A 12,127-nucleotide genomic window follows, 5' to 3' on the forward strand; every position below is an offset into this window, starting at 1 on the left:
TTGAAAAGAACGGCCCCCGTGATTACCCGTGTTTTGGCGTTTTGCCCACAGCACTGGTCAGCGGGTTCTTTGCCCTCTACGATGGCCGCCATGTCCCGTGATCACCCTTTATGAAAACACCTGCTTTTTTGCCTTGCACCGACGGCGCCCGCCTGGGATTGGGCGGCGCGCCGCTGGGCAATCTTTTTGAAGCCATGGACGATGCGCAAGCACGGGCCGTGGTCGATGCCGCTTGGGCCGACGGCTGCCGCAGCTTTGACACCGCACCGCATTACGGTCACGGCCTGTCGGAGCGGCGTCTGGGCGATGCTTTGCGCGGCCATCCCCGCAACACCTGGCGGCTGTCCAGCAAAGTGGGGCGTTTGCTCATGCCGCAGGCCCAGGTGCCACGCGAGCAACACAGCTATGTGAACACCTTGCCCTTTATTCAGCATTGGGATTTTTCGGCCAGCGGCGTGCGCCGCAGTGTCGAGGACAGCCTTCAGCGCCTGGGTCTGGCCCAGCTTGATGCGGTCTATATCCATGACATCGATGCCGCCACGCATGGCCCCGGCGCTGCCGGTGTGCTGCGCCAGGTGTTGGACGAGGCCTTGCCCGAACTGGCCGGGCTCAAACAAACAGGTTTGATCAGCCACATCGGCTTGGGTGTGAATGACCACCAAATCGTCGAGCAGGTGCTGCGCCACGCCGATCTGGATGTGCTCATGCTCGCGGGCCGCTACACCTTGCTCGACCAAGCGGCCTTGCCTACGCTCATGTCGCAATTGGTCAAACGGCAAGTGGCGCTGGCGCTGGGCGGGGTGTTCAACTCCGGCATCCTGGCCACGCGCGTGTCGGCGGATCGGCCCATGACCTTCAACTATGCCCCCGCCACACAAGCCTGGGTCGACAAGGCTTTGAGCATGCAGGCCGTGTGCGACCAGCATGGTGTGAGTTTGCCCGCTGCCGCCTTGCAATTCGCCCTGGCGCACCCGGCCACGCAGATCGTCATGCTGGGTGTGCGCAGTGCCGTTCAGTGGCAAGCGGCCCGGCAAGCCGGTCGTGAAGTGATTCCGTCCGATTTTTGGCAGCAATTGCGCCACGAAGACTTGATTCCCGCCGAGGCGCCTATCCCGGTAGAGGCGGCATGATTGACGCGCACTTTCACTGCTGGCAATTGGCGCGGGCCGACTACGGCTGGCTCACGCCCGATCTGGCACCGATTTACCGCGATGTGGCGGTGGCCGACTGGCGGCAACAAGCCGATGCTTGGGGCGTGGGCGGCGGCATCGTGGTGCAAGCCGCACCCACAGCACAAGAAACGCAGTTTTTGTTGCAACAAGCACAGGCCAACCCGTCGGTGCTCGGCGTGGTCGGCTGGATCGACATGCTGGCCCCGGACGCGGCACAGCAGGTCGCGTATTGCGCTGAGCAGCCCCTGCTCAAGGGCCTGCGCCCCATGTTGCAAGACCTGAGCGATCCCGACTGGATCCTGCAACCTGCCATCCAACCCGTGTTGTCGGCCATGGCGCGCTGCGGTCTGGTGTTCGACGCCTTGATCCAAACTGTTCACATCCCGCGCATCTTGGCGCTCACCCAGGCCCACCCGGATTTGACCGTGGTGGTCGACCATGGTGCCAAGCCCGTGATCGATACAGCGGCAATGGATGACTGGGCTCTGGCGATGACGCAGCTGGCACGCGAGACAGATACGGCCAAGGTGGTTTGCAAAATGTCGGGCTTGTGGACCGAAGCCCCGGCGGGGCAGCCGGTGGAGGTGGTGCGCCCCTGGTGCGAAGCGCTGCTGACGATCTGGGGGCCGCAGCGACTGCTTTGGGGCAGCGACTGGCCTGTGCTGGAGCTGGCTGGCAGCTACGCCACCTGGCGGGCGCTGTCATTGAGTGTCTTGGCCCACTTGCCTGAACAAGAAAAAACCGCTGTTTTAGGTGGCAACGCGCGCCGCATTTACCGACTTAAAGGGTGACGTTTTTATCTTGGAGTCGGGCTGTTAACAGCCCTGTTTTGTCCGTGCCCTTTAACGCACCGGATAAACCAATTGCCAGCCTTCAGGGCAATAAGGCGTGTTCGGATAAAACTGCCCGACAGAGCTGCAAAAGTAACTCCCGCCTGCGGGTTGAGGTGGCGGAATGTATGTGACGGGCGGCGTCACGTAAGTCACCTGCGGGGCTGGTGCGTAGCTGGGCTGGCTGGCAGCAACGCTGATGGCCGCGCCTGCAATGCCCAAAACGATCAGTGGGCCAAGCCAGTCAGACGAACGCTGTTGGTAAACGATGGAAGGGCGCTGCTGATGACCATGGGGGCCACCAGCCAGTGCCTGCGTGCTCAAGGCCCCCACTGAAAGCGCCACCACCAAAGTGCTGATCATTTTTTTCATCAAAAGCCTCATAACGAACAAAGTCCACCTTTAACGCCGTCTTGCCGTCCAAGTTGACAATTCATCGGCCACGCGACGCGCAGGTGTAACCGGCTGTGAGGGGCGTCATTGCTCTTTGAGCACCCGCCTGTATTGCACCGCTTCGGCCACATGCATGGCCTCAATGGTGTCGCTGCCGGCCAAGTCGGCGATGGTGCGGGCGACCTTCAGGCTGCGGTGCACACTGCGGCCGCTCCAGCCCAGTTTGGCCGCCGCTTTTTGCAGCAAGGCCGTGGCGCTGGCGTCCAATCGGGCGTGGGCGTCAATGGCTTGGCCTTGCAAGTCGGCGTTGGCACAGCCTTGGCGAGCCAGGGCTCGTTCACGGGCGACCCAGCTGCGGGCCGCCATGGTTTCGGTGCTTTCACCGGGTGGGGCATTCAGCAAGTCTTGTGCGGGCAGGCTGGGCACTTCGATGTGCAAGTCAATCCTGTCAAGCAATGGGCCGCTGAGCTTGCCCTGGTATCGACTGACCTGATCGGGCGAACAACGGCAGCTGCGCGTGGCACTGCCCAAATAACCGCAAGGACAGGGGTTCATGGCCGCGATCAGTTGAAACCGCGCCGGAAACTCGGCCCGCCTTGCTGCCCGGGCGATGGTGATGGTGCCTGTTTCCAGTGGCTCGCGAAGGGCCTCCAATGCGGCTCTTGGGAATTCCGGAAGCTCGTCCAAAAAAAGCACGCCGTGGTGTGCCAACGAGATTTCACCCGGACGAGGCGGAGAGCCGCCGCCCACCAGCGCCACTGCGCTTGCCGAGTGGTGCGGCTGGCTCGTGGGGCGTTGCGCCCAGCGAGCAAGGTCAAAGCGCCCGGCCAAGCTGGCGATGGCGGCCGATTCCAATGCGGCTTCAATGCCCATGGGCGGCAGCAAACCCGCAAAACGTTGGGCCAGCATCGACTTGCCCGAACCCGGAGGGCCGACCATCAAGAGCGAATGCCCGCCAGCGGCCGCGATCTCGAGCACCCGTTTCACGCCCGCTTGGCCTTTGACATCGGCCAGATTGGCATAAAGCGGTGGCGAAGACGGTGTGCTGGGGGCCATGCGCGCCCAGCCGTCACTGGGTTCGGGCGGGGGCTCGTTCGACGGGGGCAAGAACTGTTGCACCACATCCAACAGATGCCGCGCCCGGAAAACTTCGGCATCGGGCACCAACGCCGCTTCTTCGGCGCTGCCCGGCGGCAACACCAAGCGGGTGCGCACCTGCTGCTGGCGCAGCACCAGGCTCATGGCCAGTGCACCGCGTATGGGCCGCAGCTCGCCCGACAAAGACAACTCACCAGCAAACTCGTAGTCAGCGAGTTTGCTGGCGTCTATTTGTCCACTGGCCGCCAAGATGCCCAATGCGATGGGCAAATCCAAGCGGCCTGAGTCTTTGGGCAAGTCGGCCGGGGCCAGGTTAACAGTGATGCGTTTGTTGTGGGGAAAGTCCAGGCCGCTGTTTTGCAAGGCGGAACGCACCCGTTCGCGCGCCTCCTTGACCTCGACATCGGCCAGCCCCACCAAGGTGAAGCTGGGCAGGCCATTGGCCAGATGCACCTCAACGGTGACCGGCGGCGCCTGCAAACCCATCAAGGCGCGACTGCGCACCAAACTGAGACTCATATTTCCTCCGTGCCCCATGCTGGTGCATGGTGGATGTTCTTGCACGCCGACTCGACATACAGAACTTGTTTGAATGCCATTCAACCATGCACAGAGTCATAAAGCACTGGTAAATGCCCGCAAAAACCGTATGAATGGCTTGTTGGCACGCTCTCTGCTTAAGTGGCTTGTCCATTCTTCACTTTATTGGAGTTACTCATGAAAAAAATCCTCGTTCCTTCCCTGATCGCCTTGGCTTTGGGTTCCTTGAGCGGTTTGGCACAAGCTCAAGCAGCAGCGCCTGAGAGCAGCTTGTCTTTCAACGTGGGGGCTGTCAGCGATTACCGTTACCGCGGCATTTCCCAGTCGCGCCTGAAACCCGCTTTGCAAGGTGGCGTGGATTACGCAGACAAGAACGGTTTTTATGTGGGTGCTTGGGGCTCTTCGATCAAGTTCATCAAGGACACAGGTACGACCAACGCTGTTACTGGCGTCAAGGGCAGCACCGAATTGGACCTTTACGCAGGTTTCAAAGGTGCCGTTGGCGATGTGGCTTATGACTTGGGTGCTTTGCGCTACCAGTACCTTGGCAACAACCTTCAAACTGTTCCCGGCTTTGCCAATGCCAACACCACTGAAATATATGGTGCAGCGACTATCGGTCTGGTGACTGCCAAATATTCCCATTCTTTGACCAATGTGTTTGGAACCCCCAACAGCAAAAACAGCTACTACCTTGACCTGAGTGCTGCATTTGATCTGGGCAATGGATTTACTTTGGTGCCGCATTTGGGCCACCAGATGGTCAAAAACACAGATGCAGGCACTTATACAGATTACGCACTGACACTCAACAAAGATTTGGGTAATGGCCTGTCTGCTTCAGCTGCAGTCGTTGGCACAGACGCTGACAAAGTGTTCTACACCTTGAAAGACAAGTTCAACGGCAAGTCCGGCGTGACAGCTGGCCTGAAATACGCCTTCTGATTCCCACACAACAACACAAGGAGCCATCATGAAACTGGTGACCGCGATCATCAAACCCTTCAAGCTGGACGAAGTGCGTGAAGCACTTTCGGGCATCGGCGTTCAGGGCATTACCGTGACCGAAGTCAAAGGCTTTGGTCGTCAAAAGGGCCACACCGAGCTGTACCGTGGCGCTGAATACGTGGTCGATTTTTTGCCCAAGGTGAAGATCGAAGCGGCCGTGTCTGACGACCTGGTCGAGCGCGTGATCGAAGCCATTGAATCCGGTGCCCGCACCGGCAAGATCGGCGACGGCAAGATCTTTGTGTACGACCTCGAACAAGTGGTTCGCATCCGCACCGGTGAAACCGGCGGCGAAGCCCTTTGACAGACAAGAAAGAGAGTCAAAAAATGAAAAAGCTACTCGCTACTTTGGCCTTGGGCCTGAGTCTGGGTTGGGGTGTGTTCGGTGCGGCCTCTGTCGCCACCGCGCAAACCGCGCCCGCCGCCGTGACGGCACCTGCTGCCGAAGCCAAACCAGCCGATGCAGCTGCTCCGGCTACGGCCCCTGCGGCCGCAGCCCCTGCTGCGGCAGAAGCAGCCCCAGCGCCCGTGCCCAACAAGGCCGATACGGGCTGGATGATGCTGTCCACGATCTTGGTCATCTTGATGGTGATTCCGGGCCTGGCCTTGTTCTACGGCGGTTTGGTGCGCAGCAAAAACATGTTGTCGGTGCTGATGCAAGTCGTGGTCACGTTCTCGCTGATCACTGTGCTGTGGTTCGTTTACGGCTACAGCCTGGCGTTCACCGAAGGCAATGCCTACATCGGTGGTTTTGACCGCTTGTTCATGAAGGGCATCTGGGACAACGTCGCGGGCACTTTTGCCAACGCCGCCACCTTCAGCAAGGGTGTTTACATCCCTGAGATTTCGTTCGCAGCCTTCCAGGCCACGTTCGCAGGCATCACTTGCGCTCTGATCATCGGCGCGTTCGCTGAGCGCATCAAATTCTCTGCCGTGCTCGCCTTCATGGTGCTGTGGTTCACCTTCAGCTACCTGCCTGTGGCGCACATGGTCTGGTTCTGGATGGGTCCTGACGCTTACGCCTCGAAAGAAGTGGCCGATGAGATGACCAGCAAAGCCGGTTTGTTGTGGCAGTGGGGCGCGCTGGACTTCGCTGGCGGTACTGTGGTGCACATCAACGCCGCTGTAGCTGGCTTGGTCGGTGCCTTCATGGTTGGCAAGCGTGTGGGTTATGGCCGTGAATCGATGGCCCCTCACAGCCTGACGTTGACCATGGTGGGTGCATCCTTGCTGTGGGTGGGTTGGTTCGGTTTCAACGCCGGCTCTGCGCTCGAAGCCAACGGTTTCGCCGCCCTGGCCTTCATCAATACTTTGATCGCGACGGCCGCTGCTGTGTTGGCCTGGTGTGTGGGTGAGGCCCTGATGCGCGGCAAAGCCTCCATGTTGGGTGCCGCCTCGGGTGCTGTGGCCGGCTTGGTCGCCATCACGCCAGCCGCGGGCAACGTGGGTCTGGGTGGTGCTTTGATCATTGGCTTCATCGGTGGCTTCGCTTGCCTGTGGGGTGTGAATGGCCTGAAGAAAATGCTCGGCGCGGACGACTCGCTGGATGTGTTCGGTGTGCATGGTGTTGGCGGTATCGTCGGTGCCTTGTTGACCGGCGTGTTCAACTCGCCTGCTTTGGGTGGCCCTAGCGCCGTCGGCGACTGGGTGACTGTGACCATGATCACCCCTGACGCGTACTCGATCGCTGCTCAAGTGTGGACCCAGGCCAAGGCTGTGTTGCTGACCATTGTGTGGTCGGGCGTGGTCTCGGTGGTCGCCTTCAAGATCGTTGACCTGACCATCGGTCTGCGTGTCACCGAAGAAGAAGAGCGCGAAGGTCTGGACATCTCCTCGCACGGCGAGTCGGCCTACCACGGCTGATCTCCCCTTGATCGCTGGGTGGTGATGAAAACACCATCCACGAAAAACCCCGCAGTGTTTTCACACTGCGGGGTTTTTCTTTGGGCGCGAATGCGTGTTCAGGCTGCGCGCAAAGCGTCGGCGGTGATGGGCAAACGGCGTACGCGCTTGCCGGTCAGTGCCGCCACAGCGTTGGCAATCGCAGGTGCGGCCACCGCAGTGCCTGGCTCGCCAATGCCACCGGGCTTTTCAGTGCTCTTGACCAGCACGATGTCGATTTGCGGCGACTCGTGCATGCGCACAGGCTCGTAGCTGTTGTAGTTGGTCTCTTGCACGCGGCCATTCTTCATGGTGATCTGGTGCTTGAGCACAGCGCCCACACCGAAGACGATGCTCGACTGCAACTGGGCCTCGACGGTATCAGGGTTGACCATGTGGCCCACGTCTGCCGCCACGGTGACCTTGTGAACCTTGACGCTGCCATCGGGATTCAGACTGACCTCGGCCACCTGGGCCAAGTAACTGTCGTAACCCTCCATCAGCGCAATGCCATGGGCACGGCCTTTGGGCAATGCCTTGCCCCAACCGGCCTTGTCGGCTGCGAGCTTGAGCACATTGGCAAAACGGGGTTTGCCCGCCAGCATCTTCATGCGGTAGGCGTATGGGTCTTGCCCGGCTGCCTTGGCCATCTCATCCACAAAACTTTCGTTGGCGAAGGCGTTCATGCTGTGGCTCACAGCGCGCCAATAACCCACACGCACGCCGGTGTCGTGGATCACCAGATCGTGTTGGGTGTTAGGGATGTTGTAGCCCATCACAGCGGCTTCTGCCATGAAGGGGTCCAGCGTGTCTTTGGGCAAGCCGAAGGCGCGTTGCGTGACCGATTGCGAAGCCACCTTGAAATGCAGAGCGGTCGGCATGCCGTTGGCATCCAGTCCGGCCTTGAGCTGATTGACGCCGGCAGGACGGTAGTAGTCATGCATCATGTCTTCTTCGCGGGTCCATAACAGCTTGACGGGTTTGCCCACAGCTTTGGAAATTTCGGCCGCTTGCACAATGAAGTCCAGCTCCAGGCGACGACCAAAACCACCGCCAAGGTAAGTGGTTTTCAGGGTGATGTCTTCGGGCTTGACCTTCAGCGCAGCAGCCACGGCACCTTGAGCGCCTTGCTGGAACTGGGTTGGTCCGATCAGCAGCACCTTGTCGCCTTGCACATGGGCCGTGAAGTTCATGGGCTCCAAAGGTGAATGCGACTGCATGGGCGAGACGTATTCGGCCTCGAGTACCTTGGCGGCACCTTTGAGTGCAGCGCCCACATCGCCCTGCGGCTTGGTGATCTCGATCACTTTGCCGGACTTGGCGGCTTGTCGTGTGCCCTCAATGACACCGGCATCACTCAAAGCAGCACCCGCACCTTCGTCCCACTGCACCTTGACGGTTTCGCTGGCCTTCTTGGCGCGCCACCACGAGTCGGCCACCACGGCCACGCCGTCGCTGATCTGCACCACGGCCTGCACGCCGGGCATGCCCTTGGCTTGCGCAGCATCAAAGCTCTTGACCGTGCCGCCAATCACCGGGCACTGCTGAACGGTGGCGTAAACCATGCCCGGCAACTTGACGTCGATGCCGAATTCAGCGGTGCCGTTGGTTTTGGCCGGCGTGTCGACGCGCTTGGTGCGTTTGCCAACGATTCGGAAATTCTTGGGGTCTTTGATCGGTGGCTTTTCGGGCATGGGCAGGCGCGATGCCGATTCTGCGAACTCACCGTAGGTAGCCTTCATGCCTTTGGGGCCCAACAGCATGCCTTTTTCGGCTTTAACCAAGTCGCGGTCCACGCCCCAGTGAGCGGCGGCGGCGGTGATCAGCATTTCACGAACCTGGGCACCAGCGATGCGCAACTTTTCCCAGCTGCCGCGAACAGAGGTCGAGCCGCCAGTGATCTGAGCGCCCAGCAGCGCGTTCACATACACCGCGCCGGGAGGCGCATCTACGACCCTGATTTGACTGAGTTCAACGTTGAGTTCTTCGGCCACCAGCATGGGCATGGCGGTGTGCACGCCTTGGCCCATCTCGGAGTGCGCGCTCAAGATGGTGATGGTGTTGTTGTCGGCAATGTGAACCCATGCATTGGGTGTGTGCACGGTGCCAGCGGCCATGGCCTGCCCCAAGGAACCGGGCAGATGCAAGGCCATCAGCAAGCCGCCAGAAGCCGCTGCACTGGTTTTGAGGAAGGAACGGCGGGAGGTTTGGATTTCGTTCATGTGTGTTCTCCGGCGGATCAGGCTTTGCGCATCATGGTGGCGGCATCTTTGATGGCCGCACGGATACGGGGGTAGGTGCCACAACGGCAAATGTTGCCGCTCATGGCGTTGTCAATGTCGGTGTCGCTTGGGTTTTTGTTTTTGCTCAACAAAGCGGCGGCGCTCATGAGCTGGCCCGATTGGCAATAGCCGCACTGAGGCACATCGTGCTTGATCCAAGCCACTTGCAAGGGGTGGGTGTTGTTTTTGGACAGGCCTTCCACCGTGGACACTTTTTTGCCGGCCACCGCATTCAGGGGCGTTTGGCAAGAGCGCACAGCCTCGCCATTGACATGTACGGTGCAGGCGCCGCACAGGGCTGCGCCGCAGCCAAATTTGGTGCCGGTCATGCCGAGTTCATCGCGCAAGACCCACAACAGGGGTGTATCGGTTTCGGCATTGGCCTGTGCAGGCTTGCCATTGACTTGGAAATTCACGCTCATCAAAGTCTCCTCAAAGCGGGTTTGTAACGGACACCAGTACCTTCGGCGAAAGGCCCTTGTTTTGTGCTTCGTGTAAACCCTGATGTGGCCGGTTTTGAGCCCTCTTTGTCTTGAAATCTGTCACCTGTGTGCCACCCAACAACGCCCAAAAGCGCAGCGCGGATCATGGAAACGAAAACGGCTGGTTCTTTCGGGTTACCAATTGGCGCTTTTCGAAGCAAGCACTTCGCCTGCGGGGCACAATCCAAGACATCTTTTTCAGCCTGAGTTCCGCATGACCCATACCCTGGCACCTGAGTGGCAAGCCTTGACCACCGAACCCGACGGCCTGAGCGAATCGCCCTTTTGGCACGCGCAAGAAAACCGGCTGTACTGGGTCGACATTCCGGGGCGGCGCATCGGGCGAGTGCGGGTACAAGGCGTGCAGCCCCAAGGGGCGGTTGAATACTGGCCCCTCACGCAAGAGCCGGGCTGCATCGCGCCTGTGCAAGGTGGTGGTTTGGTCATGGCCTTGCGCGATGGCATTTACCTGGCCCGTGAATGGGGTGGGCCTTTGCAAGCGCTGGCAGCCGCGCCCTACGACACAAGCAAACTGCGCTTTAACGATGGCAAATGCGACGCGCAAGGGCGCTTTTGGGCGGGCAGCATGTACGAGCCCCGCGATCAGGCGCTGGGCGTTTTGTATGCTTTGCAGGACCAAGCTTTGCATGACAAGGCCCACGGTGCCACCACCGCCAATGGTTTGGCGTGGTCACCCGATGGCCGCACCCTGTATTGGTCAGACACCGCGTCACACTGCGTGCGCGCCTGGGACTTTGACCCGGCCACGGCCACTTTGTCGCACGAGCGCATGTTTCAGCAGTTTCCGATCAAACCCGCAGGCTGGGTCTGGGGCGATGCGGCGGCCCCCGCCTATGGCGGACGCCCCGACGGCGCCACGGTGGACAGTGAAGGCGCTTACTGGTCCGCCCAATATGAAGGCAAGCGCCTGGTGCGCTTATCGCCTGCAGGCGAAGTCCTGGCCGTGGTCGAAACGCCTGTGCAATGCCCAACCATGCCTTGTTTTGGCGGCGCAGACCTCAAGACTCTGTTCATCACCAGCTCGCGCCAAGGGCGCAGCGCCGCAGAGCTGGCGCTGTACCCACTGTCGGGTTGCATCTTTGCGGTGCGGGTGGAGGTGGCAGGGTTGCCTGTGAACTTTTACCGTTGACCGTTCGCGAATTTCCCACAACCCTACCGTTCAAAAAATTCACGCAGCCGCCAAAAGGCGGGGGTTACCATCATTGCCCATGGAAGCCCAACTCAATACCCTGATCGATGCCGTGCGCCAGGCGGCTGCAGATGGCCGTGTGCTGCGCTTGCGCGGCGGTGGCACCAAAGACTTTTGGGGCCAAAGCCTCACAGGTGATGTGCTCGACACCCGCGCTTACCGGGGCATCGTGAGTTACGAGCCCAGCGAATTGGTGGTCACGGTGCGCGGTGGCACGCCACTGGCCGAGCTGGAAGCTGCGTTGGCAGAGAAAGGCCAATGCCTGGCGTTTGAACCGCCGCACTTTGGCCAAAATGCGCCAACTGTGGTCAATGGGGTCAATGGGGTCAATGGGCTCCATGGGGCCACTGTAGGCGGAATGGTCGCCGCTGGCCTGAACGGCCCGGCCCGCGCCACCGCAGGCGCTGTGCGTGACTATGTGCTGGGCGCACGCTTCATCAACGGCTTGGGCGAACACCTGACTTTTGGTGGTCAGGTCATGAAAAACGTGGCCGGGTACGACGTGAGCCGCCTGATGGCGGGCAGCTGGGGCACGCTGGGCTTGATCACCGAGGTCAGCCTGAAAGTGCTGCCTGTGGCCCCGGCTGAAGCAACTTTGATGGTCGCGGGCTTGGCGCAAAAAGTGGCGCTTGATTTGTTGCACCGCTGGGGCGGTCAACCGCTGCCGCTGAACGCCAGCGCCTGGGTGCGCGACACCACGGCCCTGCCCGTGGCGGATTATTTGTTTGTGCGTTTGCGCGGCGCGGTGGCGGCTGTGCAGTCGGCCATTGGCAAGATGAGCGCCGATGCAGTGGCCTTGGGTGCCCAAGTTCACCAGATGGACAACGCCGAAGCCGCGCAAGACTGGCGCGCCAGCGGTGAGCAAACGTTGCCGTTCTTTGATGCCCCGAGCCCAGACGCCTGTCTGTGGCGCTTGTCGGTGCCACAAACCGCACCCGCACTGGATTTGCCTTACCCCGCTTACATTGAATGGCAGGGTGCGCAGCGCTGGTTGTGGGCACCGGCCTCGGCGACCGTGGCTTTGCGTGAGTTGGCACAAACGGTGGGGGGTCATGCCACCTTGTTCCGCGCCAGTGCCACCCATGCCGAAGTGGACAAAGCCGCTGGCGTCAACAGCCCGCTCGATGCAGTGCAACAACGCATTCAGCAGCAACTGCAAAAGCAGTTCGACCCCAAAGGCGTGTTCGCCACAGGTCGTATGCACCCCCACACGTCAGCCATTTGATCCGGG

At 60.5% G+C, this 12,127-nt stretch carries 11 protein-coding genes; 7 read left to right on the top strand and 4 right to left on the bottom strand.

Annotated elements, in window-relative coordinates; translation table 11 throughout:
* Positions 1–110: 110 nt before the first annotated feature.
* Both BN3544_RS00530 and BN3544_RS00535 read left to right on the top strand, forming a co-directional pair.
* The gene (locus BN3544_RS00530) at positions 111–1,130 is read left to right on the top strand and encodes an aldo/keto reductase (RefSeq protein WP_019430019.1); all 1,020 of its coding nucleotides are present in this window, start codon (positions 111–113) and stop codon (positions 1,128–1,130) included.
* Positions 1,127–1,963, top strand: coding sequence for an amidohydrolase family protein (locus BN3544_RS00535; RefSeq protein WP_019430018.1), 837 nt, complete (start codon positions 1,127–1,129; stop codon positions 1,961–1,963). Before BN3544_RS00530 ends, BN3544_RS00535 begins: the two co-directional genes overlap by 4 nt.
* 51 nt (positions 1,964–2,014) lie before the next feature.
* Here BN3544_RS00535 and BN3544_RS00540 read toward each other — a convergent pair whose 3' ends face one another.
* Both BN3544_RS00540 and BN3544_RS00545 read right to left on the bottom strand, forming a co-directional pair.
* Entirely contained in the window at positions 2,015–2,374 is a 360-nt protein-coding gene (locus BN3544_RS00540; RefSeq protein ID WP_019430017.1) for a hypothetical protein, read from the bottom strand.
* Between the two features lie 105 nt (positions 2,375–2,479).
* On the bottom strand, positions 2,480–4,012 hold the full coding sequence (locus BN3544_RS00545) for a YifB family Mg chelatase-like AAA ATPase (protein ID WP_026036657.1): 1,533 nt from the start codon (positions 4,010–4,012) through the stop codon (positions 2,480–2,482).
* 198 nt (positions 4,013–4,210) lie between these two features.
* Here BN3544_RS00545 and BN3544_RS00550 point away from each other — a divergent pair, with 198 nt between their 5' ends.
* The 3 genes from BN3544_RS00550 to BN3544_RS00560 are packed head-to-tail and all read left to right on the top strand — an operon-like array spanning position 4,211 to position 6,904.
* Positions 4,211–4,978: a TorF family putative porin gene (locus BN3544_RS00550; protein ID WP_019430015.1), complete on the top strand. Its 768-nt coding sequence runs from the start codon at positions 4,211–4,213 to the stop codon at positions 4,976–4,978.
* 28 nt (positions 4,979–5,006) lie between these two features.
* Positions 5,007–5,345, top strand: coding sequence for a P-II family nitrogen regulator (glnK, locus tag BN3544_RS00555; RefSeq protein ID WP_019430014.1), 339 nt, complete (start codon positions 5,007–5,009; stop codon positions 5,343–5,345).
* A 23-nt stretch (positions 5,346–5,368) separates the two neighbouring features.
* Positions 5,369–6,904, top strand: a complete 1,536-nt coding sequence (locus tag BN3544_RS00560; protein WP_019430013.1) for an ammonium transporter — start codon at positions 5,369–5,371, stop codon at positions 6,902–6,904.
* A 98-nt stretch (positions 6,905–7,002) separates the two neighbouring features.
* Here BN3544_RS00560 and BN3544_RS00565 read toward each other — a convergent pair whose 3' ends face one another.
* A complete protein-coding gene (locus tag BN3544_RS00565; RefSeq protein WP_019430012.1) occupies positions 7,003–9,144 on the bottom strand; it encodes a xanthine dehydrogenase family protein molybdopterin-binding subunit in 2,142 nt (713 codons plus the stop codon).
* 17 nt (positions 9,145–9,161) lie between these two features.
* Positions 9,162–9,626, bottom strand: coding sequence for a (2Fe-2S)-binding protein (locus BN3544_RS00570; RefSeq protein ID WP_019430011.1), 465 nt, complete (start codon positions 9,624–9,626; stop codon positions 9,162–9,164).
* A 274-nt stretch (positions 9,627–9,900) separates the two neighbouring features.
* Here BN3544_RS00570 and BN3544_RS00575 point away from each other — a divergent pair, with 274 nt between their 5' ends.
* Positions 9,901–10,836 (top strand): SMP-30/gluconolactonase/LRE family protein, encoded by a 936-nt coding sequence (locus tag BN3544_RS00575; RefSeq protein WP_019430009.1) that lies wholly within the window; start codon positions 9,901–9,903, stop codon positions 10,834–10,836.
* Positions 10,837–10,915: 79 nt separating this feature from the next.
* On the top strand, positions 10,916–12,121 hold the full coding sequence (gene glcE, locus BN3544_RS00580) for a glycolate oxidase subunit GlcE (protein WP_019430008.1): 1,206 nt from the start codon (positions 10,916–10,918) through the stop codon (positions 12,119–12,121).
* Positions 12,122–12,127 lie beyond the last annotated feature (6 nt).

The organism is Limnohabitans sp. Rim47 (assembly GCF_001517545.1).
GTDB lineage: Bacteria > Pseudomonadota > Gammaproteobacteria > Burkholderiales > Burkholderiaceae_C > Limnohabitans_A.

What these genes read in the sequence shown, in the direction of transcription:
- glcE (WP_019430008.1), top strand. Translation starts at nt 10,916, where the DNA reads ATGGAAGCCCAACTCAATACCCTGATCGATGCCGTGCGCCAGGCGGCT.
- BN3544_RS00540 (WP_019430017.1), bottom strand. Translation starts at nt 2,374, where the DNA reads ATGAAAAAAATGATCAGCACTTTGGTGGTGGCGCTTTCAGTGGGGGCC.
- BN3544_RS00575 (WP_019430009.1), top strand. Translation starts at nt 9,901, where the DNA reads ATGACCCATACCCTGGCACCTGAGTGGCAAGCCTTGACCACCGAACCC.
- BN3544_RS00545 (WP_026036657.1), bottom strand. Translation starts at nt 4,012, where the DNA reads ATGAGTCTCAGTTTGGTGCGCAGTCGCGCCTTGATGGGTTTGCAGGCG.
- BN3544_RS00560 (WP_019430013.1), top strand. Translation starts at nt 5,369, where the DNA reads ATGAAAAAGCTACTCGCTACTTTGGCCTTGGGCCTGAGTCTGGGTTGG.
- BN3544_RS00565 (WP_019430012.1), bottom strand. Translation starts at nt 9,144, where the DNA reads ATGAACGAAATCCAAACCTCCCGCCGTTCCTTCCTCAAAACCAGTGCA.
- BN3544_RS00530 (WP_019430019.1), top strand. Translation starts at nt 111, where the DNA reads ATGAAAACACCTGCTTTTTTGCCTTGCACCGACGGCGCCCGCCTGGGA.
- BN3544_RS00535 (WP_019430018.1), top strand. Translation starts at nt 1,127, where the DNA reads ATGATTGACGCGCACTTTCACTGCTGGCAATTGGCGCGGGCCGACTAC.
- BN3544_RS00570 (WP_019430011.1), bottom strand. Translation starts at nt 9,626, where the DNA reads ATGAGCGTGAATTTCCAAGTCAATGGCAAGCCTGCACAGGCCAATGCC.
- BN3544_RS00550 (WP_019430015.1), top strand. Translation starts at nt 4,211, where the DNA reads ATGAAAAAAATCCTCGTTCCTTCCCTGATCGCCTTGGCTTTGGGTTCC.
- glnK (WP_019430014.1), top strand. Translation starts at nt 5,007, where the DNA reads ATGAAACTGGTGACCGCGATCATCAAACCCTTCAAGCTGGACGAAGTG.